Source organism: Aquirufa nivalisilvae, from assembly GCF_004307455.1.
Lineage (GTDB): Bacteria > Bacteroidota > Bacteroidia > Cytophagales > Spirosomataceae > Aquirufa > Aquirufa nivalisilvae.
In genome coordinates, this window is record NZ_SEWX01000008.1 from 150,192 (window position 1) to 176,546 (window position 26,355).

Here is a 26,355-nt window from a genome sequence, read left to right on the forward strand (position 1 = left end):
TGAGTTCAACAATGAAACTAATTAAAGATGATTTAATTCATGGAAATCGATACCAGATTCCCACTCGAAAATGCTTACCCACAGGTTTGTTTCAATGCTATGTTGAAGCAAACCATCTAGACTTATTAGCCTCCAATACTAAGCTCATTCAAGGTTCAGGAATTGGATTTAGTCAAGTAGAAGCAAATAATTCAGCGGTGGGAGAATGGATAGAAAGATATGCCGCATCGCATCAGGATATCCAGGATCTTGTCTTTGCCACCGAAACAGACTTGAATGACCAAAATAAGTCCTACTTACCCGTTGAAACATTTATCCCATTTCATTCAGAACAATATTGTTCCAATTTCCCCTATCAAGAATGGAATACTCAGGATAAAATTAGTTGGATTGAAGGTCAAAATATCCTTAACCAAGAATCTGTTTGGATTCCCGCATTTGCTGTTCATTTACCACATAATACAGACTGGGATCAGAAAAAGAACTACACACTTCAAACTTCTACAGGTATATCCGCAGGAAAAAACCTAGATGATGCGATCATTGGTGGCTTTTTAGAATGTGCTGAAAGAAATGCATTTGCTGAATTTTGGTATCGTCAAGACAAATGGATTCATCATGTCCCCATGTTCAATCAAGAAGCTGTATTATCTTCTTTTCAAAATCCCAAAATCAAGCACTTGTTTAACAATGCCCGTGTTCAAATTAAGCTTTTTGATTTATCTCCAATTAGTCCAATAGAAACACATATGGTTGTCTTATATTTTCCATATAAAGGTCAATTATTCCAATCGATGGGATGCGCTACTCGATTTAATCGAGAAGAGTCAATCATTAAAGCTTGTTTGGAAGCATACCAAGGCATTGAATATGCGCTTGGCTTAAGTCAAAAACCTGAAGATTGGATAGAAAATAAAGTTGGCTTTGAAGCCATTAATAGTTTCGACAAGCATTTCGCATTTTATAATCGCTTTCCCCAGTATAGAAAAAAATCACCTATACTACAGGCCGCACTATTGGAAGGTTCATTTTTCCCATCAAACGAAATCTCTCAAACCAAAATTCATTCCTGGGAAGAGGTGAATAAGCTCAACTTAAGCCACATTCTAGTTGTTCCATTAAGCACTGAAGATGTAAAATCGCAAGGATATGAAGTAGTTCGGGTAATAGTCCCGCATTGGAATTTATTAACTGGAGTCCATACTCAGCCTTTTTTAAAAAATTTACGTGTACAACCTGGCGAAAATCTTTTTACTACCTATCCACATCCATTCCCATAAATCATGAAAAAAAGACTCATTTTCTTATTTGCCACTTTCCTTCTTCCAAACATTTGCTGGTCACAAGGAAACCCGGATATTATGTTTCAAGATGTTCAAAAAATAACATGGAAAACACACAAGGATAGTTTACAAAAAATCATCAAGTATATGAATAATCATCCAAGCAACGACTATTACTATTTGTATTGGAATGCCTATGCTCATTACATGGATTATTTCAATTATAAATTAACGATAGCAGCAGAAGAGAAAAAAGCACAACAATGCCTTGATCAAGCTTCAAAATCGCTAAGTAAAATCTCCAAGTCTAATTCTGAAACATTGGCTTTACAATCACTCATTGATGGCTTGAAACTCAATTTTACCAATATTTTCCTTTTGCCTATTAAAGCAGGAAAAGTAGGCAAATTAGCCGAAAGAGCCATTGAATTAGACCCTAAAAACCCTCGTGCATATTATGCATTAGCGATATATGATTTTTATACTCCTAAAATGTACGGTGGCCGCAAACAAGTAGAATCCAATCTCGTTAAAGCCATTTCTATTCCAACTATCATTCCAGAAAACACGAAAGATCCACAATGGGGCATCACTGAATCTTATTTATTCCTGATTCGGTTTTTAAAAGAAGAAAATCAAAAGCCCAAAGCACAACATTATTTACAAGAGGCAAAAAGCAAATTTCCTGATAATCCCACTTTTCTTCAGTATAAACTCTAATCCCATGGCCAAGATCAGAAACCTATTATTTGAACCATGCATCGCTGATGTTTCCTATGATTTTCTTGAACAAAGTAAATTGTATTGCTTTCAAGCAAAAGAGTATAGTGAACGACTCAATGCGGTGATGTCCAGCGAATATTTCATGAGAAATATAAGTCAACATAGCATTGAATTGGGATTTTGTGAGGAATATGATTTATTGACAACTGATCATTTACCCCCATTGGCTCAGGCTTTGAATGAATTAAACCAACTCAGAAATAGTCAGAGGAATTTCAACCAAGAAAATAAAATCTCGCTAGAAGATCTATCTCATTTTCTCCATCTAAGCTACTCCATTACACAACGATTTGATCCCGCTATGTTAATTCCACCTAGAAGGAATATTCCATCTGGAGGTGGCTTATATCCAATTGATATTTATGTGATTAACCAACAAATTCATGAACTACCTCAGGGTGTATTTATCTACGATATATTTACAAACAAACTCAAATTGATTCGAAAATTCATGGACTCAGATGAGCTAAATAAAGCGCTTAACAAAACACTTTTTGCTCAGCAAAAAAATGACATTGACTATACCCGGGCTAGCGCTTTTATGGTTTTAGGAGCCGAATTAGAAAGGTCATGTTTTAAATACCTCGACAGAGGCATACGGTGGGCAATCTTAGAAGCGGGTGAAATAGTTCAGGCCATGTATTTAGCAAGCGCCTCACTAGAAGTAGGCTGTTGCGCTATTGGTGGATTCAATGATGAAGCATTAGCTCAATTAATTGATTATCAAAATCCTAGTCAAATTACTCTATTAGCTATAGCCATAGGAAAATAATATGTACTACCTAATCAATCCGGATTATAAACTAATCTATGCGAAAGAGAGCACCGAAGACCTCTATTTCAAGCACACTTGGAAAGACATGCTGATCCAAATCAGTCAGTATGAATGGGAAATACTAACTCATCTTGTCAATCATCGAGATGAAAATGTAACTCTTGACTTCATGAGGCAAAGTTATGAAGCTGATAAAAACATCTTGAATCAATTAATCCAATATTCAAAAGAACTCGAATTATTAATACCTGAGGAGGCATATGATGAATACCAAAAACAAAAAAATCAAATTCAAAAGCAAAGTATTTCAAACTGGAAAATGGGCATTAGCCAACTATTTTCCTATATATCAATTCCATTAGAATTCATAGGTAGAGGTAATCTGAGATTTTATAAAATTGCTAAAATTCCATTAGAGAATACATGGATGGAATTATTAGCTAAAAGTTACTCCTTTCAAAAATCAATCCAGTATATCTCGATTATTCTTTCAATTATAGGAATTTGGAAATGTTTTTTCGACCCACATTTAATACAAAATTGGATACAATTTGAATTGCTGCTCAGTCCATTTCTCCTACCTTTTCTACTAATTGGGCTAATTTTTACCACCTTTCTACATGAATTGGCACATTATATCACCTATTTAAAATATGGTGGTCTGATTGCAGATTTGGGATTTTCATTGGTTCTAGGATTCATTCCATTTATTCATATTAATACGAATTCTCTCCATTTTTGGGAAAATCAAAGACAAAGAGTCTGGGTCATTTCAGCAGGAATTATCATGGATATATCCTTGCTATTAAGTATAAATATCATCCTTGGATTAGATATCAACAAAGTCTGGCTCTCACATTGGCAATTTTTCCAGTGCTTTATTGCGTTTCGAATCATCTTTAATACGATACCCTTTATCCCAGGAACAGATGGGTATTTTCTACTTTCCGAATGGATTCAAGAGCCAGCCTTATTCCATGAGGCTAGCCGCACACTTCAAAAATTCAAATCAATCATTTTCCGAATCGAAGTAATCCAATTAAAATCAAAGGACTACCTCTATTTAGCATATATCATGATGAGCTATTGTTTTATAACAGCCTATTACTGTTTGTTAGCGCTTTGGATTATTGCACCCTATTTCATTAGCATTCTACCATGAAAAGAATAAGTATACTCTTATATATTATATTTCTTCCCATTTATTCCATAGCTCAAACAAGCATTAAAGGGAAAGTAATGGATGCTTATCACCAAGTTTATTTGGAAAATGTCAGTTTATATTTAGTACAAAACAAACTCAATATATTAAGTGACTCTAGTGGCTCATTTCAATTTCAGAAATTAACCAAAGGGCTGCCTGATACTTTATTGGTTTCTATCATGGGCTACAAGAAACTCCATATTCCCATTACGGATTCCCGATTTCAATATATTCTCTTACAATTAGATAAGCCAAATGCACTTGCCGAAGTAAAAGTAAAGGCAAATGTCCCCATGTCTGAAGATTTTGTTAATCATAAAATCAACTTCTTGGATGTGGTATTAAATGCTTCATCCAAAGCTGATCCACTATTGGCTGTACAATCCACCACGGCAGCGAGCCCTTACAATGAATCAGCATCCATTAGTTTCCGAGGTAGTAATCCTCAACTCACTCAAATTTACGTGAATGATATTCCTATTCCTGAGCCTATCAAATTCACTCAAATGTCTAGTCTAGGCACTTTTAGCCTCATCCCAATAAATACCATCAAAGATTTACTGATTTTCCCAAGCAATCCTCCTATCGAACTAATGAATGCCAGCACAGGGGTTGTTCAAATTCAAACAAATGAATCATATAATAAACCTAGCTTAGAACTAGATGTCAGTCTTGGCCAAACAGGGATTTATTGGACTCCATGGTCCAATGAAAAAAATGGGATAAGCTTCTTTGGACACCATCAATTTAGTCCTTTACTAAAATTCTTCAATCCTAGTTCATTGAGTAATTTACCTCACTTTAGCGAAAGCGACTGGGGTATGAATGCATATTTTCAAACTAAAAATTTATGGCGTTTGAAACTATTTAGCCTATTTATGAATGAAAAATATGCTAGTCAATTTAAACATCCATCTTTCGAAGGAATCTTTGATTATCAAAAAAACAGACACATTCAAACCATCAATCTGTCAAAACTCCTAGAACATGCTCAATGGACTTTTAAATTTGGCTTACATGAATCAGCTCAACGTGACAGTACTGGAAATTATGCCTATCAGCCCAAATCACTTCATCTATTTAGCGGAATTGACCTTCAATTGTTCCCAATGGAAAGATGGACTGTAAAATTGGGTTACCAATGGCTTCAAGCTAAAACAAACTATCAAATCCAAAAACCCATCTTTAATTTTGATTACCGCCCACAATCCCCAAGTATTCTGTTTTCCAATAATCCCTCAATCTCTCAGCATGAATTGTTTCTATCGAGCAATTATGAACTTGCCAAGCAGCTTCGATTTGGGCTTGGACTCAAACTGATAGATTCTCCCCAATTGAACCACATTCAAATAACTCATCAAATTCATACTAGGTGGTATATCCGTGATTCCAATACTTATACCCATGTTGCATGGAGTAAACAAATTGCCAGCCTATTTACCCTTGAAAAAGACTTTATATGGGTAAATACCCAACAGATTTCTTGGGATATCATTCATGAGCAAGAACTTGCTAAATGGGGTTTTAGCGCCTATTATAAGACAGAAAAATCTACATTAAATACAGGGCAAGCGTGGGGAGCTGAAATAAACTATAGCCTTTTACAACCTAAGTCAAAACATGAGATTGGAATAGGTAGTCATTGGAGCCAATTGAATGACGGAAATTTAATTCAAAATTCGCCTTACCAAATTCCTTATTTTTTACGTACTCAATCACAATGGAAATGGAAATGTTTTGACCTCAGCATAAGTGGTATTCTTCGATCAGGCAATTATTATAGGCCTCTAATTTCTTCTACTTATTCTACTGAATGGCAGATTTACATTCCCCAATTTGAACCTAGAGCTAATCAATCTTTATCCCCCTACTTAAGAATTGATGCCATGATAAGCAAAATAATTCATCAATCAGAAAGAGTCTCTTGGATTACTTATTTATCCATAGGAAATGTCCTAAATCGCGACAATGCTAAATCAATAAATTACAGCTGGGATTATCAACATTCATTTCAAGAGTATTTCCAGAAACGAATCATATACATAGGCTTTCAACTAAGATGGTAATCCCTTCTATTTGGAATTCGTCTCCCTTAAAAACTGTTGTCTGGAGATATTTTCTTTAGGCAAAAACTCATATGCTTTCTTCCATTCCTTTTTCTTCAAATCTCCGTTCTTAATGGATTGAATAAAATTAATCCAAGCAAAAGGATTGGTTAATGATAAAATAGGACTGGCAAAAAATGTTTTATTTGCCTGTGCCGCAACCATTTGATCTGAAAAATTTCTAAAATTAGACGAAGCACCCATTCCGGCCTGTAAAGCAAAAACATTGAGTTTAGACTGCTCTAGATTATTTGCCAATATATTCCTTTGCTTATCATCCCGCAAACGCATGTTTAAGAAGGCCTGCTTAAACTCTTCCTCCGTACTATGCGGAAATACCTTTACTTCCGACAAGATTTTAGATTCCTCTGATAAAGAAATAATAGCCCGATGAACTTGATCGGTATTTTTGGGAATAATGTAATACTTCTTCTGATAACCAACGTATGTAAACACCAAACTATCTCCAGGAAATACATACATTTCCACCATACCAAAATTATCGCTCAAAGCTCCTCTACCTGCTTTTGGATTATAAACGTATGCTAAAGGTAAATCCTCTGCTTTAGTGGCTGTAACGACTCTACCAAGAAATAACACCGTCTTATCTTGCCCTTGAGCCAATAAATCTTGACTGAAGCCCGCAACTAAAAAGAAAAGTCCCAATATAACTAGTTTGCAAATTTTCATTGAGCTGCAAAGAATTTTTTATGATTTAATTGATCAATCGTTAAACGAATGAAGCTTAAAATAATTTCAAAAAAGTAATAATAAATGGGATGGATAATAATAAGCCATCAAAACGATCTAAAAATCCTCCATGCCCTGGAATAGTATTAGCCGAATCCTTGATATTGATACTCCTTTTAAACAACGATTCTACCAAATCTCCATAAGTGCCAGCTACCACAATAATTCCTCCAATGGCGAACCATTCCCAAACTTCGTAATTCGTAAAGTACCTAGAAATAACATATGCAGCTAGCATAGCACTCAATAAACCTCCCATCAATCCTTCCCAGGATTTCTTAGGTGAAACTCTTTCAAACAATTTTGTTTTGCCAAAATATGTTCCTGCAAAATATGCACCTGAGTCACTTGCCCATAATAAAAACAAACTTCCCATGATAATGTTCGCATCATATGTTCCAGAGCGCATAAAGGCCAATACGGTCAACAAAGCAAAAGGAAGTGCCACATAAATAATTCCTAAAAAGGTAAATGCAATATTTTGAAACGGCTTGCCATCTTCTGATTTATATAATTTTATAAAAAAGATGATCGTTAATAAGGGTGACAAAATATAGTAGTTATGATATCCTATCATACCTTTTTCGATGAAGAAAGTCAACAAATGCAGAATAACACCACAAAATGTCCCATAAAAAGTCAAAGGTAAATTCCCCTCCAAACTCCCCACTAATTTATAAAACTCCAATTGTGCTAATACGCCTATCAACAGGAATAATCCCAAAAATGTATAATCGTTAAAATTGATACAGAATAACAAAAATGGAACTGCAATCACCGCCGCAATAATCCTTTGCCATAAATTACTCAAATTGGACAAGCCCATAGGTTAATTTTAATTCTTAGTTTCGACAATCGCTAACTTAGCTTGATCGATATGATCTTGGTGTACATACAATTCAAATACGCCCAAATTATAAGGGCTAATTTTCTTATTTACTACAATAGCAGGAATTTCATAGCTTTCAGAAAGCATTGACTTTTGCATTTCTAAATCAATCCCATTTTCGGATGTTCCTAATAATACCCAGTCCTTGATCATAATTCTTCTCTTTGTTGATACATTAAACGAATATAATAAATAAGGAACAGCAATGAAACAGCAGCAGACCACCATGGTATCATATCGCCAACTTGCTCAGGATCTAAATCAATCAGCTTTTCTTGATGCAAATAAGACAATGCTAATGTCCATGCATTATTAAAAAAATGAGCTAAAATAGGCAACCAAATATTCCTAAACCAGATATATAAATAGCCAAAAAAAGCTCCTAATAACATCCTTGGTAGGAATCCATAAAATTGAAAATGAATAAAACTAAATATTGCAGCAGATAACCAAACAGCGACATGAACGTTTCCTAAGTAACGCTCAAATAGATTTTGTAATACTCCACGGAAAAACAATTCCTCACCAATAGCCGCCATTCCTGCAATCACCGCAATTGCCGTCATGAAATCCATGGGTGTTTCAAAATGCAATAATAATTTAGTCAAACGAGCCATATTGTCTTCCGAAGAACGCATCCACGCCTCTACTTCTTCATATCCTGCTGGAAGTACAATGGATTGATTCCATTGAATAATATACTCCATCATAGGTATGGAGACCAGTAATGAAATAATTGCCCATGAAAAAATTCGCCAAGATGGCGCATCTATAGGACTTAACTCATATAAAGATCGTTTTTCAATAAATCTTAAATAAGCCCAAGAGCCTCCTACAAATGTAAATAAGGAGACAAACCACTGCAAGGCCATCATTCCTTTAAATGCTCCATGGTATTTCTCCGGGTTAGCCATGAAATCCAAGATTAATTTTTGAAATTCCGCCACATTTGTTGAAGGAAATTCCATAATTAAAACCACTGCCACAAGGCCCAAAAACTGACCTAAAAAGCTTCCAAGCAGAAAAAATCCAAATAGACTAAGTAGCTTTGAAAAAAGACCAAACCAACGCGCGGGTCCAGAAATATAGTTTTCTTCCATAATGGTCGTAAATTTACTGAATTTTTAATGAGAATGGTAAAAATAGGCAACATCGAATTAGGCTCTTTCCCGCTGCTTTTAGCTCCAATGGAAGACGTATCTGACCCACCCTTTCGAGCAGTATGCAAAGAAAATGGAGCAGACTTGATGTATACTGAATTTATATCTTCCGAAGGTCTAATTCGAGATGCCGCTAAAAGCGTGCAAAAATTGGATATTTTTGAATACGAGCGCCCCATTGGTATTCAGCTTTTTGGCTCTTCCATTGAAACCATGGCTTCTTGCACAGAAATAGCTACCCAAGCTGGTCCTGATCTAATTGACATCAATTATGGTTGCCCCGTAAAACAAGTTGCCTGCAAAGGTGCCGGTGCGGCCCTTTTACAAGATATTCCTAAAATGGTCACTATGACCAAAGCGGTAGTCAATGCGACGCATTTACCCGTCACAGTAAAAACCAGATTAGGCTGGGATGAATCAACCAAAAACATTGAAGATGTAGCTGAAAGACTACAAGATATTGGTATTCAAGCTTTAAGCATACATGGACGTACCCGAGTTCAAATGTATAAAGGTGAAGCTAACTGGGAATTGATTGCCAAAGTCAAAAATAATCCCCGAATTAAAATTCCTATATTCGGAAATGGAGACATCGATACTCCTGAAAAAGCACTAGAATACAAAAATAGGTATGGTGTCGACGGAGTAATGATTGGTCGAGCCACCATCGGTTACCCATGGATTTTCAATGAAATTAAACATTTCATTCAAACCGGAGAACATTTGGCTCCACCTACGTTAGAAGAACGTATCCGCGTCTGTCAAAGTCACTTAGATTTTTCTATCAAATGGAAAGGAAACCATGGAGGAATCGTAGAAATGCGACGACATTATGCCAATTATTTCCGTGGCATGGACCATTTCAAACCATTTAGAAGCCGATTAGTTACCTCATTATCTTACGAGGAAATCAATCAAATATTACAGGAAATTGCTGAACATTACCAAGCTATTTCGCCTGCATAAAAACATGACATCAACACAAAAAGTACCTGCGCTTTGGATCATTTTAGCCATTGCTGCTATTTCTCTAATATGGGGTAGCTCCTTCATTTTAGTAAAAAAAAGCCTCTCCACTTATTCCGCTATGGAAGTAGGAGCTTTACGCATTGCCTCCGCAGCGCTATTTTTCTGTCCATTCTTTTTTAAAAGAAGAAAGTTCATTCAAAAACAACATTGGCCTTCCTTCTTACTTGCCGGTTTAACAGGAAATTTATTTCCAGCTATTCTATTTTCCATTGCGGGAGAACACCTTCCAAGTGCCCTTTCTGGCATGCTGAATGCCTTTACTCCATTGTTTACTTTGATTATAGGAGTTGTTTTATTTCAACAAAAGTTCGTTTTAAAACAAACGGGAGGTATTATCTTGGGCTTAATTGGTTGCATAGGCCTGTTGGTGGCTGGGAAAAGCTTTTCCTTTCAATTCAACTATCATGCCCTCTGGGTTATTCTAGCTACTTTCTTATACGGCATAAACTTACACACTGTAAAATCAAAATTCGCTGATTTACACCCTCTTACATCCACAGCTGGGGTCTTTATGATGATTGGGCCTTTAGCCTTAGGTCTTTTGACCTATTCTGGATTCTTCAACCGCCCATGGTCTGACCATGCAAAAATGTGGCCACTACTTGCCGCCATTGCATTGGGACTATTTGGCTCGGCCATTGCTATGGTCTTATTTAATCAATTAATCAAATGGACTAGTGCCATCGTAGCAAGTTCGGTTACTTACCTCATTCCCATTGTAGCAGTAGCTTGGGGACTTTTTGACGGAGAAACCATTTATTGGTCACAGATTGTATTTATGTTCATTTTACTTTGGGGTGTATACCAAGTAAACAATTCAAAATCTTGATAATTTTCTAATACAGGAAGCTCAAACATAGAATATCAAATAACTTTTACTATTGAATGGTAGATTGCTAAGACCTATTAATCGGTTTAAATCTTCTACCTATGAACGAGCAAATCCTAAGTCAAATTTGGAGTAAACAGCTTTTCAACCATAAAAACTTGCGTAGCCTGCAGGGTGAATATCTTCAAATCATCCATCCTGGTTTTTTAAATAAACATGCCGGGGCAGATTTTCAAGAAGCACATATCCTTCTCAATGATTTTGCTTGGATTGGATGCGTAGAATTACACGTTCTTGCTTCCGACTGGTTACTTCATGCTCACCATCATGATGCCTCCTTTGAAAACGTTATTTTACACGTGGTTTGGAAAGCCGATTTGCCCATTTATTACCAAGATGGAAGAGAAATTCCAACCTTGGAATTATGCCACCTTGTTCCAGAAACTAAAATAGTAGAATCACTCCCACAATCCACCAATTCTATCCCCTGCCAATCATTATTTTCAGATACACCACATGTCCTAAAAACACAAATGTTGAGCCTTTGTGCCGAACAAAGGATGCAAATCAAATTGGAATCTATTCTGGAACTTTGGAACAAAAACCAACAGGACTGGGAAGAGACATTCTACCAATCGCTAGGGAAAAGTTTTGGATTTGGCCTAAATGCAGAACCTATGCTTCGCCTTACCCAAGCCATACCACTCAAACTTATCTTAAGAAATAGAGATCGACCATTAGGAATTGAAGCTGCTATGATGGGACTAGCCGGCATGTTGGAAGAACCTATCAAAGATGAATACCAGTGGGGACTAAGAAGAGAATTCATCCACCTCAAGAAAAAATACCAATGGGAAAGTGCCTATTTACATATTTCAGATTGGAAATTTCTACGATTAAGGCCAGCTAACTTTCCTACCATCCGAATGGCTCAGTTTGCTGAAGTTGTTCGCAATAATTGTTCATTACTTTCTATTTTACTTGAAATTCAAGACCTCAAAGTCATACAAAACCTCTTTGAAATCAGCCCCTCTTCCTATTGGCAAAAGCATTATCATTTTGGAAAAACAAGCAATAAACCATTGGGCCAAATGGGAAAATCAACTTTTTATTCCCTCTGTATCAATACATTGATTCCAATTCTTTTAGCCTATGCCCACATCAAAAAAGAGCTGAAATATACCGAAAAAGCTTACCGTTGGTTATTTGAAATGGATGCAGAAAACAATGTTGTTTCCAGAATTTACGCTGAATTAGGTCTAAAAATCCATAATGCGCATGATTCTCAAGCTTGCTTACATTGGTACAAACACTATTGTCAAGCAAAAAAATGCCTTTCCTGCCAAGTTGGTCAGCATATTTTACTCTGATTTAATGATCACACCCCGCTTAGCAATACCATTTTCATTGAATGCTTCAATTTGAAAATAATACGTTTTGTCTTTATCCATGGATTTGAAATAATACTCATTTGCACCAAAAACTTGTACCGAAGTGTACATTTTATCTGGGGCTATTCCCGAATAAACAACATAACCCGTAGCCTGTGGGTCATGTCGCCATTTCAACCAAGCCGATCTTTTATCATGCTCTCCACGCAAAACCACAAAATCTTTCACTTCTTTTGCCAACTCCCCATGCCCCTTGCCAAATACCCGCAAACCACTGATTGCAAATTTCCCTGCGGCCATATGTTCATTGACTAATTTAATATATCGCACTTCCACAGACTTTGCCAATTCTACATAGTCATGTGGAACGTCTTTTTTATTCTTGGATTTATCAATAATCAATTGCCAAGTCTTCCCATCTTTACTTCCAAATACCTGATACTGATGATATATCCCTGATATTTTTCCCAAAAAACTAGTGTCTACATCCTGATCGGCATAATTAATTTGGATGGCTTTCACGGTTGATACTTCTCCTAAATCTGATTGAATATATTCTCCCTTTTTAGAAGATTTTGCAGACCAATAAGTTTTCATTTGCTCATCAACGGCATAATTTGCCCCATACCCAGCCAAACTCGAAGACACTTTCACTGGTTTGTTATAATTGAGCAACATCCATCCTGTAAATAAATCGGAAGGTCTATCAAATTTAGATGTAGGCATTCGATGCGGGTAATCTCCATATGCAGTCTCTGTATACAATATTCCATCCTTATCAAAGGCACTTGGCCAAAGCCCCAATCGGCGCTCAAAGCTATTTTTTACGGCAATTGTAATGGTTGACACATGCCACCAATTCCCATATTGCCCCTCAAAAGTTGCCCCATGTCCAGCTCCACGAGTAAAACCACCTGGCTTAAATGAAAAAGGATTATGCGCTTGATAAGTAAATGGCCCCATAGGTTTATCAGCCGTATAAACGCCATCCCCATAGGCAGAAAACTCAGTCCCAGGTGCCCCATATTGTAAGTAATATTTCCCTTTATATTTGTTCATCCATGCTCCTTCCAAAAAGGGTTTCAAAAAAGTGTTATCCTGATATTCTCCAAATCTTTCCCATCCATGTAGTTCATCATTCAATCGGATCAAATCCTTTCTTTCACCTATAGGTTGTAAAGTCTTTCGATCGATCTCTTGACCATACATAGGATAAAAATTACTGGAGCCATGGTATAAATACAGTCGACCGTCGTCATCCAAAAAGAAAGCTGGATCCCACGCTCCTGCAGTAAAAGCATGCACAGACTCTCTCCAAGTATCTGTCTCGGGCGAAGAACTCGACCAAAGGGTAAAATCTTTGGCATAGGTTGAACCAATGACATACAAACTATCTCCTATTACAAAGGTCGCCGGAGCACAAAGCTCATCATATACTTTATGATAAGGTTGCAGAAAACGTCGAGAGACAAAATTCCAAGTCAACATATCCTGACTCCACCAATAGCCCCACTGATTAGTTGAAAACAAATAATACTTATTCTTAAAAAAACTGATAACGGGATCCGCCGTTGCTCTATGTCTACCTGCCTCCGAAAAATTGGGGATTGGTGTGAAACCATAATCCAGATTCATCGGATTACAATAAGTACTTTGTGCTAAAACATGCGGTGAATTCCATGCCAAACAAATGGCCAGAATTAATGTTAAGTAGCTAGTTTTCATTCTTTTCATGGATATTATTGACCAAAATACACATTGATCTCGATAAAAATACCAATTTTACATCGACATTAACACCTAGGTTCCTTATGAAAAAATATACCGGTTTATTTAGTGCAGGTATGATTATACTACTTTGGGGTCTACATCTAAGTTTCTGGATTCAAGAACCCATCCATTGGCAAAGTCCTTGGTTCTATTTAGCGATTTTGGTTCAAACCCATCTATATACAGGTCTATTCATTAGCTCGCATGATGCCATTCATGGGGTAGTCTCCATAGAATATCCACGATTAAACCATGCGATTGGTAGGCTCTGCGCAATTCTTTTTGCCTTCAATAATTATACCATTCTACGAAAAAAACACCACCATCATCATGCATATGTAAATACTGTAGATGATCCTGATGTTCATCAAGGCAACTTTTTTATCTGGTGGTTTAAGTTCATGTTTCAATATATTCATTGGACACAAATTCTGGCCATGGCCATCACTTACAATCTATTAAAAATTTGGTTTCCCATGGAAAATATCATTCTTATTTGGGAACTGCCAGCCATTCTTGCCACCCTTCAACTATTTTATTTTGGCACTTATCTTCCTCACCGAGGAACACATGAACCAGATAATAAGCACCAGTCGAGAAGCCAAGCAAAAAATCACTTGTGGGCATTTCTTTCCTGTTATAATTTCGGCTATCATTATGAGCATCACGATAAACCCTATTTACCTTGGTGGAAATTAGCAGAAGCGAAGGAGCAAAACAGCCAAATTTCTAGCAGATAGATGAATATTTTTTCTAAATTTGCAGCGCACATAATCGACCCATCACATACCAATGTCAGAACCCAAATACAAGCGAATTTTATTAAAACTTTCTGGTGAAGCCCTTTCCACGCCTACGGAAGTTATTGATCCAAGCATTTTAGATCAATACGCGGCAGAAATTAAAAAAGTCCATGATTTGGGAGTTGAAGTAGCCATTGTAATCGGAGGTGGAAATATTTTTCGTGGCGCAAGTGCTGCCAAAGCAGGAATCGATCGTGTTCAAGGAGATTATATGGGCATGTTAGCTACAGTAATCAACGGTATGGCAGTTCAAGCATCTTTAGAAAAGCATGGATTATATACCCGCATGATGACTGCCATTAAAGTAGAAGCTGTTTGTGAACCTTTCATTAGAAGAAGAGCAATGCGCCACTTAGAAAAAGGCAGAATCGTTATTTTTGGTGCAGGTACAGGGAACCCTTACTTTACAACAGATTCTACTGCCTCACTTCGAGCTATTGAAATTGAAGCCGATGTAGTATTGAAAGGAACGCGTGTGGATGGAGTTTACACGGCTGATCCAGAAAAAGATCCTACCGCCACAAGATATACCCATTTGAGCTTTTCAGAGGCTATTGGTAAAGGGTTAAAAATCATGGATACCACGGCATTTACTTTATGCCAAGAAAATAATTTACCGATCATCGTATTTAACATGAACAAAGACGGAAACTTGTGCGACCTCGTTTCTGGAAAAGATGTAGGAACCTTAATCAGTTAATAAGCAATCAAATTTAAATGGAGGAGTTAGAATTTTATATTGAAGCTGGACAAGAAACTATGGAAGGTGCCATTAAGCACTTAAACATTGAACTTTCAAAAATCAGAGCCGGTAAAGCCAGTACAAGTATGTTAGATGGTTTAATGATCGAGTATTATGGTGTTCCTACCCCTATCACAGGTGCAGCATCCATTACAACTCCAGATGCCAGAACCATTGCGATCAAACCATTTGAAAAGGGCATATTTGGAGAAATTGAAAAATCGATTCGTAATTCAAACTTAGGTTTAAACCCTATGAACGATGGAGAATTAATCCGCTTATCCATTCCTCCTTTGACAGAAGAGCGTAGAAGAGATTTAGTGAAAAGAGTGAAGCAAGAAATAGAAACTGCTAAAATCAATATCCGTAACGCCCGCCAAGATGCTAATAATAGTATTAAAAAATTAAAAGGAGAAGGCGTTGCCGAAGATGACATCAAAGCTTCAGAAGATCGTATTCAGAAATTAACGGATGCTTTTGTGGCAAAAATTGATCAAATCTTTTTGGATAAAGAGAAAGATATCATGTCAGTATAATTTTCAATTACATCCTAATGAAAAAGCTGATCATTTAGATCAGCTTTTTTTATGCCAAAAAATGATCCAATAATCATTTTAAAAATACTCCTCTGACTTCCCCATCGCGTATCCTATTTCAAGCATACGTCGAATATCCAACTTAGTGAAATTTCTAATATCTATGGAAATTGGCTGAATCGGCCGAATCGATTGAATCGATAGATCACTTCGCTGATTTTGTACCAAAAGAGCTTCTTTCAAATCCGCATTTAAAATCTCATTGACCGCTATATCCATGACCCGATCTACTAAGGCCAACAGGTCCCCCGTTTCAAAAATTCCCCCTTCGATGGTTTGAGTATGGCAACTGATACAAACGATATGTTTCCCACCATCTTTAATTGCTTTTTGTAATGGTGCCACATCGCGTAAACCTCCATCCAGAAAACTCCGTCGCTTTTCTTGGTTAATTTGGACAACAGGCATCAAAATGGGCACAGCAGAAGAGGCCAACAAATAATCAAAAAAATGATCGTAACTAGGATCTACATAATGAATTCCTCCATCAATGATATTGACTGCCCCAATTCTCATCTCAACAGGGCTCGCTTGCAAATTTCTTATATCTAAAACTCCCTCAACCAATTCCTTTAATGGTTTGGTGCTGACTAAACCTCTGAATTGCTTCGTTAATGCCGTCCAGCCTAATTCCCATAAGCTAAATGGCTTTGATAAACACTCAGGGTGGGTAATCCTAGTCTCCCAAAAATCCCATAAATCTTGCCCTGCCTGTGGAAAATTTAATGGCTCCCCGTTTAACTTTTGACGGCCCAGCTGGTTAACCAAATAAGCCGCATTTAAGCTTCCTGCTGAAATCCCATAAATCAAATCGGGCTCATAACCTCTTTCAAATAATGCTCGAATTACTCCTGCTTGAAATGCCCCCTTAACAGAGCCTCCAGATAATGCCAAGATCTTACTCATAAATTTGAATATTGAAAGGACTATTTGTCCCAAATTGTTTTAAATTTACACAATTAATAAGCCTAAAGCTTCTTCTCTTTATAATATGTCCTATTCGCTTTCATCCATTCAAGTACCCATAGCGGAACCGATGAAAGCTTTCGAAGGCAAGTTTCGCCAATTCATGCGGTCTAAAGTTATGCTTTTGGATACCATCATGAACTACATTATTCAACGCAAAGGAAAGCAAATGCGACCGATGTTCGTGTTCCTGTCTGCGGGGGTAATGGGTGAAATTAATGAAAAAACGCATCGTGGGGCTGCTCTCATTGAATTATTACATACGGCTACTCTCGTACATGATGATGTAGTCGACGACTCCAATTACCGTCGAGGTTTTTTCTCCATCAATGCCATTTGGAAAAATAAAATAGCCGTTTTAGTAGGAGATTATTTATTATCCAAAGGTTTATTACTTTCTATTGAGAATGATGATTTCGATTTATTGAAATCTGTTTCTACCGCTGTAAGAGAAATGTCCGAAGGAGAATTACTTCAAATTGAAAAAGCTCGAAAACTCGACATTACGGAAGACATATATTTTGATATTATTCGCAAAAAAACGGCTACGCTCATTTCGGCTTGTTGTGCCGTAGGTGTACAATCAGTAGGTGCCAGCGAGGAATATATCCAGATAGCTAGGGATTTTGGTGACCGTGTTGGAGTAGCTTTCCAAATAAAAGATGACCTCTTTGATTATGGTGATGCTGAAATTGGTAAGCCATTAGGAATCGATATCAAGGAGAAGAAAATGACTTTGCCATTGATTTATTCTTTACAACATACCAATTCGAGTACCAAAAAAAGAATTATTCATTTAATCAAAAATGACTCCGAAAACCCTCAAAGTGTTCGTGAAGTCATTGAATTTGTCAAAAATACTGGCGGTTTAGAATATGCTACCCAACGTATGCATGAGTTTGCTCAGGAGGCCAGAGAAATCCTAAATAAATTCCCTGAATCCACTTACCGGAACTCTTTGCATGATCTGCTGGGATATACCATCGAAAGAAATAAATAGCCCGTTCCGATAAATTAACTTAATTTCGCGAGCACAAAAAAAGCTGGAAACCATTGGTTTCCAGCTTTAAGCACTAAACTACTTTAAAACAAAATCTATCTAGGGCCACCGCCACCCATTCCACCGCCGCCAGCGCCACCGCCCATTCTTCCTCCACCGCCACCTGGCATTCCCATTGGCTGAGCTTGAACTGGTTGTGGTGCAGCATCTCCTCCTCCATCTTTCTGATCGTCATTATTTACAGATTTCTTTCTCTTAGTTCCTGCAAAACTCATTTTACCAATACGGTAAGAGAAATTCACCTTAAAGTTCATATTACGCATGGTATTGTAACCCACTTGTGTAATAACAGGCGTTACCGTCTCACTACGAATAATCATAGCTGAAGTGAAGAAGTTCTCTGCTCCAAAGCCAATACTTCCCTTTTTGTTTTTGAAATCCTTTTTGAAACTCAAACTATAGATTCCAAATCCTCCACGCTTACCTTGCAATTGAATCTCATTAGCACGATAGAATGAGAACAATTGAGCTCCCCAGCCTCCACCTAAATTATAGTTACCGAAAATACGGAAGTTAGATACCATACCTTCATTCTTAGCATTCAACAAAGGATCTGGTACATTATTAGCCAATTTCAAATAAGAGAAATCTGCTCCACCACCAATCATCAAGCGATTAGTCAAATTCGCGTTGATATTCAAGTTCAACCCATAAGCATCCTCGTTTCCGATATTCACCGAACGAGTCTTTACGGTATCACCAATAACTTCACGAATTTGGTTAATAGCTCCTGTTGTGTTTCTAATAAATACTGCTGATGAAATGTAGAACGACTTGATGTACTTACTGTATCCAATTTCAAAGTTATTGGTATACTCTGGTGCCAAATTAGGGTTACCTGTTGAGATGTTCAATGGGTTAGTCGCATTCACGTTTGGATTCAAGAATTGAACCGATGGACGTTGAATACGCTTATTGTAACTAAATCTCCAAGTTCCTGATTTAAATGTTTTAGACATATTGAAACTTGGAACAATTACTCCATAGGGAGGAATAGTCAAGTTCTGTCCTTCCTTTTTCAAGAAACTAGCTGTAATATCAGTATGCTCATAACGAGCTCCTGCTTTTACACTCCATTTATTTTTAGTGGTTAAGGTATAAGATGCATAAGTACCCCAAATGTTTTGATTATAATCAAAAACGTTGGTCGGTAATGTCGCTAAGTTCACCTGATTGTAACCCGTAGGATTATTTCCTGTTGGATTAATAAATGACTTGTAATCAGAAGAAGCATTTCTCAAAATACCTTTTCCTCCAAATTCGATCATTTGATTTTTCAAGATTGGAGTTTGATAATCCAATTGAAATGTTGCCTCTTCATTATATGCCAAGTTCTCGTTTTTAATAGAACTCATGATTTGACTCATCGTTGCGTTCGGATTCATGATATCATTATAGAAATCACTAGTACGATTACTGCGGCTATACATCGACAAAATACTGAACTCTTTTTGTGGCGTATCGTAGGTGTGAGAATAATCAATATTCAAATCTACGTTGCCCGACAAATCAGAAGAATTCGTATTTCTTAAGCTTGTAACTAAGCCATTACGAATCTGTGATAAGTTATCTTGGTAACTATTACCATTTCTTACTCCAAATCTTGATGATGCAGTTATGGAATTATGTTTATTAATATCCCAATCAAAACCAATTTGATAATTTCCAAATAAGTTATTGGTTCTACTTTCCGCAGTTTGAACGTTAACTGTTTCTACACCTTGATTTTTTGTAGTTTGTGTGTTTTCAAACTTTCCAGTGACATTGTATTGAGAACGACCAAATCCTCCTAATGACATTCCCCAAGTCTTATTACGGAAATTACCATTCAAAGACATATTTGAACCTCTAACTCCTACACTTGAATCAAAGCCTAAAGTCAAACCCTGTAAGGTGTTCTTTTTAGTAACAATGTTAATGATACCAGCTGAACCTTCTGCATCATATTTCGCAGACGGAGATGTAATAACCTCCACCGTTTTAATCATGTCTGCTGGAATTTGCTTCAAAGCATCAGCCACATTGGATGCCATAATAGAAGATGGCTTGTTGTTAATCAACACTTTAATATTAGTAGAACCACGGAGCGAAGGATTACCATCTAAATCAACAGATAACATCGGCACCTTTTTTAATACATCGGTTGCATCACCACCACGATTAGTTTGATCACGCTCAGCATTGTATACTGTACGATCCACTCTTTCCTCAATCATGGCTCTTTGACCCTCTACAGTTACTTCTTGTAACATTTTAGTAGAAGACTGCATTTTGATGACCCCTAAATCATGGTCATCTTTTTTGGCAGTGACATCAATAAAAACAGTTTTGCTTTCATAACCTAAGAAAGAGATAACAATTTTATAGCTACCTACAGCCACTTTAGTCATGGTAAATTTACCTACTTGATCAGCCACTGTTCCATCCACTGGACGATTCGTCGCTTTGTTAATTAAAGCAACAGAGGCAAATTCAACAGGTTTGTTGTCCGTTGAATCTAAGGCATAACCCACAATTTTGGCTGAACCTTTAGGGGCAGCTGCTACTGGAGCCGCCGCTTCTCTTCGTGCAGGCGCACCAGCTCCACCAGGAACTTGAGCATTGACCTGCATAGCACACACTACTAAGGCGATAAGAGCGAATAATTTTTTCATAGTTTTTTTTGTATTGGCTAATTGATTTTAAACTATTAAAATCGAATGCAAATCTGAGGTAATTCCTTTGAGTAATTTCTTTTTTGCGACCAATAGTCATAATTTGTAGGTCAATTTCAAAGATGCAAAACGTCGATAAAACATGATTGCTATCAAAACACCACGTTTACAATTAATTCCGCTGGACCATTCATTATTGACGACTTGGGCAGAACAAGGACGTGATGCCCTAGAAATTCAAATAGGTTTACAACATAATACCTGGGAAATAGAAGCATTTTTTCAAGAGGAAACTCAAATGGCCTTACAAGACTATTGGCTTCCTATGACAAAAAAATTCCCCTTCGATTTTATTTGGTACACAAATTGGGAAATAGTTCTTTTAGAAAAGTCCTGTTCTATAGGGGGAATAGGTCTAGCTGGTTTACCTAACGATCAAGGTTTTACAGAAGTAGGTTATTGCTTAGATAAAAAATTTAGGGGACTGGGCTATGCCTGTGAAGCATTACAATACTTAATTGGATGGGCTAGCCAAGATAAGGATCTCCAATACCTCATCGCTGAAACTCCCATTGATAACCTATCATCTCAATCAGTCTTATTAAAAAATGGGTTTCTTCAAACTGGACAAAAAACACTTCAACAACCCAAAGGCATGGAAGTATTTACCTGGAAACGCCCAATTCAATCCTCCAGAACTTAATTCTCCTATTTTATTTCCTTTCAAGCAATTTTCGGTAATTTTACTGAATTATAAATGCCTAAAGTCCCTAAGGACCCAATCATATGCATCATTTCACTTCCATCCATGACGCTTACAACATTCCTCAATTGGTCAATGAAGCCCTTTTAATGAAAAGAGCTCCCTACTCCGATTGTTTCATTGGTAAAAATAAAACCATCGGATTATTGTTCTTTAATTCCAGCTTACGTACCCGATTATCAACCCAAAAAGCAGCCCAAAACTTGGGAATGAACGTTATGGTGATGAACGTTGGTGCTGATTCCTGGCAATTAGAGATGAATGAAGGTGTTATTATGAATGGCGACAAAGCAGAGCACGTGTCTGAAGCTGCTGCCGTGATTGGTCAATATTGCGATATTGTAGGCCTCAGAAGTTTTCCAAGTTTAGTCAATCGGGAAGAAGATTACTCTGAATTGGTTCTCAATCAATTCATGAAATATACAGGAAGACCTATTTTAAGTTTAGAATCGGCAACAAGACATCCTTTACAGTCTTTAACAGATTTAATTACTATACAAGAATATAAAAAAACGGCCCGCCCGAAAGTAGTCCTAACTTGGGCTCCTCACGTCAAAGCCTTACCTCAATGTGTACCTAATTCCTTTGCAGAATGGATGAATCACGCTGATGTTGACTTTACCATTGCTCATCCCAAAGGTTATGAATTAGCTCCAGAGTTTAGTGGAAATGCCAACATCTGTTACGATCCTAAAGAAGCCTTTGAAGGTGCCGATTTTATCTATGCCAAAAACTGGTCTTCCTACGAAGATTATGGTAAAATCCTTAACTCAGATCCTGCATGGATGGTTACCATGGATAAAATGAAATTAACTAATGATGCCAAATTCATGCATTGTTTACCTGTTCGCAGAAATGTAGTGGTGGAAGATGCCGTATTAGATTCAGATCATTCCATTGTAGTCCAACAGGCAGGCAATCGTGTTTGGGCCGCTCAAACAGTGCTAAAAGAGATGCTTTTATCCCTTGCCAAAAAAGAAAGTCCTTACTTATTTTAATCTTATGAGTGTCAATCTGCCTAAGCTTCAGGTCATTAAAATTGGAGGGAATGTCATCGACAATCCTCCCTTGTTAGAAGCATTTTTACAGGATATTGCCAGCATAAAAGAGCCCTTTGTCTTAGTACACGGAGGTGGTAAAATTGCCACTGAAATGGCTAAAGAATTAGGTATTACCAGTCAAATGATTGAAGGACGACGTGTCACTGATACAGCAAGTTTACGCATTGTAACGATGGTATATGCAGGATGGATTAACAAAACTCTGGTAGCCCAACTACAATCCAAACAGAAAAATGCCATTGGTTTTACAGGACCCGATGCAGGATTGGTGATTAGTAAAAAAAGGAATCCTTCTCCAATTGATTATGGCTGGGTGGGAGATATTGAACAAGTCAATGGCAAAGCATTAAGTGGATTCATCAATCAGGGATATTTTCCCATTTTTGCTCCCATAACTGCAGATAAAGAGGGCCATTTATTGAATACTAATGCTGATACAATGGCGCAAGCTATTGCTATATCACTAAGCGAGTTTTTTGAAGTGACCTTAACATATTGCTTCGAAAAAAATGGGGTTTTAAGTAATCCAGACGATGACCATTCTGTCATTCCACACATCAATCAATCTTCATTTTTATCATTGAAGGAAGGTGGAATTGTCACAGCTGGGATGATTCCAAAATTAGAAAATGCCATAAAAGCTATTTCTCAGGGTGTTAATACCGTTAAACTCTGCCATGCAAGTCAAGTATTAATCCAGGAAGGTGGCACTAGAATAACAGCATAGATGTATAAAGAATCGGATTTTTTAGAGGCCAAATTATTAATTACTCAACTGATTGCCTGTCCTTCCTTGAGTAAAGAAGAAGCTGGTACGGCTAAAATTATCCATGATTTTTTCGAAAACAAGGGCATTAAATCCGAACAATTCCTAAATAATATTTGGGCAAAAAATGCTCATTTCGACCCAAGTAAACCGAGTGTTTTATTAAACTCTCACCACGATACCGTCAAGGCAAATGCTTCCTGGACGTTTGATCCTTGGACTGCTACAGAAATAGATGGAAAACTCATTGGCTTAGGTTCTAATGACGCAGGAGCTAGTTTAGTTTGTCTAATTCAAACATTTTGTTCCTTCTACGCAGAAGAAAACTTGCCATTCAATTTGGTATTGGCAGCCACAGCCGAAGAAGAGATTTCAGGAAAAAATGGTATTGAAGCCCTTCTTCAATCTCCCGATTTTCCCAAGATTGATTGGGCTATTGTTGGAGAGCCTACAGATTGCCAATTGGCCACAGCAGAAAAAGGACTTATGGTCATCGATGCTGTAGCTCATGGAAAAGCTGGCCATGCCGCTAGAAACGAAGGGATTAATGCAATTTACGTTGCGATGAAGGATATCCAAAAAATTGAAAACTTCCAATTTGAAAAAGTATCCCTTGTATTAGGACCAGTTAAAACCACTGTCACCATCATTCACGCGGGTAAACAACATAATGTCATTCCAGATACCTGTGAATTCAGCATTGATTGCCGAGTGAATGAATGCTATACTTTAGAAGAAGTCCTTGACATATTAAAACAAGAACTAAGCTCTGACTTAATTCCCAGATCCATTCGCTTACAACCAAGTCGTATCGATGAAAATCATGTGATTTGTCAAGCAGCCAAAGCTTTAGGAATAAGTACTTTTGGGTCTCCTACTCTATCAGATCAATCCTTATTGACATGTCCTTCCGTGAAAATCGGACCAGGGCATTCAGGCAGATCTCATACAGCTGATGAATTCATTTACTTAGATGAAATCAAACAAGGGATTCAGACATATCAACAATTATTAACACAATCGATTATCCAATACCAACATAAATCATAAGAAACGTGGCAAAACTTTGGCAAAAAGCAAATCAGACTACAGATGCTAAAATTGAAAAATTTACGATTGGAAATGATCCAATATATGATTTGCAATTGGCACGTTACGATGTATTGGGCTCTTTAGCCCATATTACCATGTTGGCGGAAGTTGGCCTTTTAAAAAAGGAAGAACTTAGTCCATTATGTCAGGAATTGAAAGTCATTTTAGCTTCCATCGAAGCAGGTGAATTTGAAATTGAATCTGGCATGGAGGATGTACACTCTCAAATCGAATATTTACTTACAAAGAAACTGGGTGATTTAGGTAAAAAAATTCATGCTGGCCGTTCTAGAAACGATCAAGTGTTAGTGGATTTAAAATTATTCATGCGGGCTGAAATCCAAGAAATTGCGGAAGCGGTTGAGAAACTTTTCAATCTACTGCTTATCAAAAGTGAAGCTCATAAAAAAGACCTCCTTCCTGGATATACGCATTTACAAATCGCCATGCCTTCGTCGTTTGGTTTATGGTTTGGAGCCTATGCAGAAAGCTTGGTGGAAGATGTAGAATTATTAGAAGCCGCTTTTCGTTTAGCCAATAAAAACCCACTAGGTTCTGGTGCTGGATATGGTTCCTCATTTCCATTAGATCGCCAACTAACAACAGATTTATTAGGCTTTGAAAGTCCACATGTGAATGTGGTCAATGCCCAATTATCTCGTGGTAAAACCGAGTTTTATTTATTAACAGCCATTAGTCAAATTGCTAGTACCTTGAGTAAATTGGCCATGGATGTGTGTTTATACAATTCTCAAAATTTTGGATTCATTGAATTACCTGATTCCCTTACTACAGGAAGTTCCATCATGCCCCATAAAAAGAATCCAGATGTAGCGGAATTATTAAGAGGTAAAGCCAATAAACTGAAAGCACTTCCTAATCAGTTACACTTATTGACAAGTAATTTACCCTCGGGCTATCATCGCGAGTTTCAATTAACGAAAGAATTGTTAATGCCGGCCATTGAAGAAATTATAGATGGTTTGGAAATTACCCACTACCTAGTTGAGCACATGAAAGTGAAATCAGATTTATTAAATCATGATAAATATGACTTGCTGTTTAGCGTAGAAGAAGTGAATCGCTTGGTAGTACAAGGTATCCCATTCCGTGAAGCCTACCAACAAGTAGGAAAAATGATTGAAGAAAAACAGTTTGATGGTAGTCAAAGAAACCTAAATCATACCCATTTAGGTAGTATCGGCAACTTGGGTCTGGATCAAATTCAAGCTCAAAAAGATGTAGCTTACCAACGATTTGGATTTGAAAAGGTTAATCAAGCCATTGCTCGATTAATTGCTAGCTAGCATTTTTTGAACATATTTTCCTACAATATCAAATTCCAAATTGACAGAATCACCTACTTTCAATTGATGAAAGACAGTATGTTCATAGGTGTAAGGAATGATGGCTACAGAAAAATCATATTGACCTGAATGAACAACCGTTAGACTAGTTCCATTAACACAAATTGAGCCTTTGCTTACCGTGATATGTTCTTTAGACTGTGGATATTCAAAATAATATTCCCAAGAGCCGTCTTTAGAAATGATTTGAGTGCAGACTCCTTTCGTGTCTACATGGCCTTGAACGATGTGCCCATCAAATCGACCTGTTGCTGCTAAGCAGCGCTCTAGATTAACTTTTTGCCCTAATTTCAATGCTCCCAAATTGGTCTTGTTGAGGGTCTCTTCAATGGCAGTTACACGGTATTGATGATCCTTAATTTCGACAACAGTTAAACAAACTCCATTATGAGCCAAAGATTGATCTATCTTTAGTTCATCGGTAAATGGTGAGCTAAACCAAAAGTCGATATTGGTTCCTTGAACCAATTTATCTTCGAGGGTACCCATGGCCTCCACAATGCCTGTAAACATCGAA

The 26,355-nt window shown here is 37.2% G+C and carries 25 protein-coding genes; 17 read left to right on the forward strand and 8 right to left on the reverse strand.

The features are described from left to right. Positions 1-11: 11 nt before the first annotated feature. From EWU22_RS11690 to EWU22_RS11710, 5 genes are read left to right on the forward strand one after another with little or no spacing between them, the layout of a single operon-like run. The gene (locus EWU22_RS11690) at positions 12-1,280 is read left to right on the forward strand and encodes a YcaO-like family protein (RefSeq protein ID WP_130925696.1); all 1,269 of its coding nucleotides are present in this window, start codon (positions 12-14) and stop codon (positions 1,278-1,280) included. 3 nt (positions 1,281-1,283) lie between these two features. Further along, entirely contained in the window at positions 1,284-2,003 is a 720-nt protein-coding gene (locus EWU22_RS11695) for a tetratricopeptide repeat protein (protein ID WP_130925697.1), read from the forward strand. Positions 2,004-2,007: 4 nt separating this feature from the next. Next, positions 2,008-2,838 (forward strand): SagB family peptide dehydrogenase, encoded by an 831-nt coding sequence (locus EWU22_RS11700; RefSeq protein WP_130925698.1) that lies wholly within the window; start codon positions 2,008-2,010, stop codon positions 2,836-2,838. 1 nt (position 2,839) lies between these two features. Next, positions 2,840-4,003 (forward strand): zinc metalloprotease, encoded by a 1,164-nt coding sequence (locus tag EWU22_RS11705; protein WP_130925699.1) that lies wholly within the window; start codon positions 2,840-2,842, stop codon positions 4,001-4,003. Further along, positions 4,000-6,111, forward strand: coding sequence for a carboxypeptidase-like regulatory domain-containing protein (locus EWU22_RS11710; protein WP_130925700.1), 2,112 nt, complete (start codon positions 4,000-4,002; stop codon positions 6,109-6,111). The genes EWU22_RS11705 and EWU22_RS11710 overlap by 4 nt, the downstream gene beginning before the upstream one ends. A 6-nt stretch (positions 6,112-6,117) precedes the next feature. On the opposite strand, the gene EWU22_RS11715 is transcribed toward EWU22_RS11710, so the two are convergent. Genes EWU22_RS11715 through EWU22_RS11730 form a run of 4 tightly spaced genes read right to left on the reverse strand, consistent with a single transcriptional unit; the run spans position 6,118 to position 8,889 of the window. After that, a complete protein-coding gene (locus EWU22_RS11715; RefSeq protein WP_130925701.1) occupies positions 6,118-6,840 on the reverse strand; it encodes a peptidase associated/transthyretin-like domain-containing protein in 723 nt (240 codons plus the stop codon). 55 nt (positions 6,841-6,895) lie between these two features. After that, positions 6,896-7,726: a phosphatidate cytidylyltransferase gene (locus EWU22_RS11720; RefSeq protein ID WP_130925702.1), complete on the reverse strand. Its 831-nt coding sequence runs from the start codon at positions 7,724-7,726 to the stop codon at positions 6,896-6,898. A 9-nt stretch (positions 7,727-7,735) separates the two neighbouring features. Next, the gene (locus EWU22_RS11725; protein ID WP_130925703.1) at positions 7,736-7,942 is read right to left on the reverse strand and encodes a hypothetical protein; all 207 of its coding nucleotides are present in this window, start codon (positions 7,940-7,942) and stop codon (positions 7,736-7,738) included. Then, positions 7,939-8,889, reverse strand: a complete 951-nt coding sequence (locus EWU22_RS11730; RefSeq protein ID WP_130925704.1) for a CPBP family intramembrane glutamic endopeptidase — start codon at positions 8,887-8,889, stop codon at positions 7,939-7,941. The genes EWU22_RS11725 and EWU22_RS11730 overlap by 4 nt, the downstream gene beginning before the upstream one ends. 33 nt (positions 8,890-8,922) lie before the next feature. Here EWU22_RS11730 and dusB point away from each other — a divergent pair, with 33 nt between their 5' ends. From dusB to EWU22_RS11745, 3 genes are all read left to right on the forward strand, one after another. Beyond that, positions 8,923-9,915: a tRNA dihydrouridine synthase DusB gene (gene dusB, locus EWU22_RS11735; RefSeq protein ID WP_130925705.1), complete on the forward strand. Its 993-nt coding sequence runs from the start codon at positions 8,923-8,925 to the stop codon at positions 9,913-9,915. Positions 9,916-9,919: 4 nt separating this feature from the next. After that, positions 9,920-10,807: a DMT family transporter gene (locus EWU22_RS11740; protein WP_130925706.1), complete on the forward strand. Its 888-nt coding sequence runs from the start codon at positions 9,920-9,922 to the stop codon at positions 10,805-10,807. A 101-nt stretch (positions 10,808-10,908) separates the two neighbouring features. After that, complete coding sequence (locus EWU22_RS11745) at positions 10,909-12,177, forward strand: DUF2851 family protein (RefSeq protein ID WP_130925707.1); 1,269 nt, start codon at positions 10,909-10,911, stop codon at positions 12,175-12,177. On the opposite strand, the gene EWU22_RS11750 is transcribed toward EWU22_RS11745, so the two are convergent. Further along, positions 12,169-13,932, reverse strand: a complete 1,764-nt coding sequence (locus tag EWU22_RS11750; protein WP_231962892.1) for a family 43 glycosylhydrolase — start codon at positions 13,930-13,932, stop codon at positions 12,169-12,171. The two genes, EWU22_RS11745 and EWU22_RS11750, sit on opposite strands and share 9 nt — an antisense overlap. Positions 13,933-14,009: 77 nt before the next feature. On the opposite strand from EWU22_RS11750, the gene EWU22_RS11755 reads away from it, so the two are divergent. The 3 genes from EWU22_RS11755 to frr are packed head-to-tail and all read left to right on the forward strand — an operon-like array spanning position 14,010 to position 16,049. Next, a complete protein-coding gene (locus tag EWU22_RS11755; protein ID WP_109323532.1) occupies positions 14,010-14,708 on the forward strand; it encodes a fatty acid desaturase in 699 nt (232 codons plus the stop codon). A 52-nt stretch (positions 14,709-14,760) separates the two neighbouring features. Then, the gene (gene pyrH / locus EWU22_RS11760; protein ID WP_109323536.1) at positions 14,761-15,471 is read left to right on the forward strand and encodes a UMP kinase; all 711 of its coding nucleotides are present in this window, start codon (positions 14,761-14,763) and stop codon (positions 15,469-15,471) included. 17 nt (positions 15,472-15,488) lie between these two features. Then, a complete protein-coding gene (gene frr, locus EWU22_RS11765; protein ID WP_109323537.1) occupies positions 15,489-16,049 on the forward strand; it encodes a ribosome recycling factor in 561 nt (186 codons plus the stop codon). A gap of 78 nt (positions 16,050-16,127) precedes the next feature. Here frr and EWU22_RS11770 read toward each other — a convergent pair whose 3' ends face one another. Then, a complete protein-coding gene (locus EWU22_RS11770; protein ID WP_130925708.1) occupies positions 16,128-17,015 on the reverse strand; it encodes a patatin-like phospholipase family protein in 888 nt (295 codons plus the stop codon). 85 nt (positions 17,016-17,100) lie between these two features. Between EWU22_RS11770 and EWU22_RS11775 the strand changes: the two genes are divergently transcribed. After that, the gene (locus tag EWU22_RS11775; RefSeq protein ID WP_130925709.1) at positions 17,101-18,075 is read left to right on the forward strand and encodes a polyprenyl synthetase family protein; all 975 of its coding nucleotides are present in this window, start codon (positions 17,101-17,103) and stop codon (positions 18,073-18,075) included. Between the two features lie 95 nt (positions 18,076-18,170). Here EWU22_RS11775 and EWU22_RS11780 read toward each other — a convergent pair whose 3' ends face one another. Continuing rightward, positions 18,171-20,789: a TonB-dependent receptor domain-containing protein gene (locus EWU22_RS11780; RefSeq protein ID WP_130925710.1), complete on the reverse strand. Its 2,619-nt coding sequence runs from the start codon at positions 20,787-20,789 to the stop codon at positions 18,171-18,173. Between the two features lie 142 nt (positions 20,790-20,931). Here EWU22_RS11780 and EWU22_RS11785 point away from each other — a divergent pair, with 142 nt between their 5' ends. The 5 genes from EWU22_RS11785 to argH all read left to right on the forward strand — a co-directional run bounded on the left by EWU22_RS11785 (position 20,932) and on the right by argH (position 25,778). Beyond that, on the forward strand, positions 20,932-21,492 hold the full coding sequence (locus tag EWU22_RS11785) for a GNAT family N-acetyltransferase (protein ID WP_130925711.1): 561 nt from the start codon (positions 20,932-20,934) through the stop codon (positions 21,490-21,492). An 83-nt stretch (positions 21,493-21,575) separates the two neighbouring features. Further along, on the forward strand, positions 21,576-22,550 hold the full coding sequence (locus EWU22_RS11790) for a Rossmann-fold NAD(P)-binding domain-containing protein (RefSeq protein WP_130925712.1): 975 nt from the start codon (positions 21,576-21,578) through the stop codon (positions 22,548-22,550). Positions 22,551-22,554: 4 nt separating this feature from the next. Continuing rightward, positions 22,555-23,340 carry an acetylglutamate kinase gene (gene argB / locus EWU22_RS11795; protein WP_130925713.1) on the forward strand — a complete coding sequence of 262 codons (786 nt, stop codon included), beginning with the start codon at positions 22,555-22,557 and terminating at the stop codon, positions 23,338-23,340. Further along, entirely contained in the window at positions 23,341-24,429 is a 1,089-nt protein-coding gene (locus tag EWU22_RS11800; protein ID WP_130925714.1) for a M20 family metallo-hydrolase, read from the forward strand. Positions 24,430-24,434: 5 nt separating this feature from the next. Further along, positions 24,435-25,778, forward strand: coding sequence for an argininosuccinate lyase (argH, locus tag EWU22_RS11805; protein WP_130925715.1), 1,344 nt, complete (start codon positions 24,435-24,437; stop codon positions 25,776-25,778). Here the strand turns inward: argH and EWU22_RS11810 are convergent. Continuing rightward, positions 25,764-26,351, reverse strand: a complete 588-nt coding sequence (locus tag EWU22_RS11810) for a riboflavin synthase (protein WP_109325391.1) — start codon at positions 26,349-26,351, stop codon at positions 25,764-25,766. The genes argH and EWU22_RS11810 overlap by 15 nt on opposite strands. Positions 26,352-26,355: the final 4 nt, after the last annotated feature.

Coding starts and splice junctions, on each gene's coding strand:
- EWU22_RS11690 (WP_130925696.1), top strand. CDS start 12: ATGAAACTAATTAAAGATGATTTAATTCATGGAAATCGATACCAGATT.
- EWU22_RS11695 (WP_130925697.1), top strand. CDS start 1,284: ATGAAAAAAAGACTCATTTTCTTATTTGCCACTTTCCTTCTTCCAAAC.
- EWU22_RS11700 (WP_130925698.1), top strand. CDS start 2,008: ATGGCCAAGATCAGAAACCTATTATTTGAACCATGCATCGCTGATGTT.
- EWU22_RS11705 (WP_130925699.1), top strand. CDS start 2,840: ATGTACTACCTAATCAATCCGGATTATAAACTAATCTATGCGAAAGAG.
- EWU22_RS11710 (WP_130925700.1), top strand. CDS start 4,000: ATGAAAAGAATAAGTATACTCTTATATATTATATTTCTTCCCATTTAT.
- EWU22_RS11715 (WP_130925701.1), bottom strand. CDS start 6,840: ATGAAAATTTGCAAACTAGTTATATTGGGACTTTTCTTTTTAGTTGCG.
- EWU22_RS11720 (WP_130925702.1), bottom strand. CDS start 7,726: ATGGGCTTGTCCAATTTGAGTAATTTATGGCAAAGGATTATTGCGGCG.
- EWU22_RS11725 (WP_130925703.1), bottom strand. CDS start 7,942: ATGATCAAGGACTGGGTATTATTAGGAACATCCGAAAATGGGATTGAT.
- EWU22_RS11730 (WP_130925704.1), bottom strand. CDS start 8,889: ATGGAAGAAAACTATATTTCTGGACCCGCGCGTTGGTTTGGTCTTTTT.
- dusB (WP_130925705.1), top strand. CDS start 8,923: ATGGTAAAAATAGGCAACATCGAATTAGGCTCTTTCCCGCTGCTTTTA.
- EWU22_RS11740 (WP_130925706.1), top strand. CDS start 9,920: ATGACATCAACACAAAAAGTACCTGCGCTTTGGATCATTTTAGCCATT.
- EWU22_RS11745 (WP_130925707.1), top strand. CDS start 10,909: ATGAACGAGCAAATCCTAAGTCAAATTTGGAGTAAACAGCTTTTCAAC.
- EWU22_RS11750 (WP_231962892.1), bottom strand. CDS start 13,932: ATGAAAAGAATGAAAACTAGCTACTTAACATTAATTCTGGCCATTTGT.
- EWU22_RS11755 (WP_109323532.1), top strand. CDS start 14,010: ATGAAAAAATATACCGGTTTATTTAGTGCAGGTATGATTATACTACTT.
- pyrH (WP_109323536.1), top strand. CDS start 14,761: ATGTCAGAACCCAAATACAAGCGAATTTTATTAAAACTTTCTGGTGAA.
- frr (WP_109323537.1), top strand. CDS start 15,489: ATGGAGGAGTTAGAATTTTATATTGAAGCTGGACAAGAAACTATGGAA.
- EWU22_RS11770 (WP_130925708.1), bottom strand. CDS start 17,015: ATGAGTAAGATCTTGGCATTATCTGGAGGCTCTGTTAAGGGGGCATTT.
- EWU22_RS11775 (WP_130925709.1), top strand. CDS start 17,101: ATGTCCTATTCGCTTTCATCCATTCAAGTACCCATAGCGGAACCGATG.
- EWU22_RS11780 (WP_130925710.1), bottom strand. CDS start 20,789: ATGAAAAAATTATTCGCTCTTATCGCCTTAGTAGTGTGTGCTATGCAG.
- EWU22_RS11785 (WP_130925711.1), top strand. CDS start 20,932: ATGATTGCTATCAAAACACCACGTTTACAATTAATTCCGCTGGACCAT.
- EWU22_RS11790 (WP_130925712.1), top strand. CDS start 21,576: ATGCATCATTTCACTTCCATCCATGACGCTTACAACATTCCTCAATTG.
- argB (WP_130925713.1), top strand. CDS start 22,555: ATGAGTGTCAATCTGCCTAAGCTTCAGGTCATTAAAATTGGAGGGAAT.
- EWU22_RS11800 (WP_130925714.1), top strand. CDS start 23,341: ATGTATAAAGAATCGGATTTTTTAGAGGCCAAATTATTAATTACTCAA.
- EWU22_RS11810 (WP_109325391.1), bottom strand. CDS start 26,351: ATGTTTACAGGCATTGTGGAGGCCATGGGTACCCTCGAAGATAAATTG.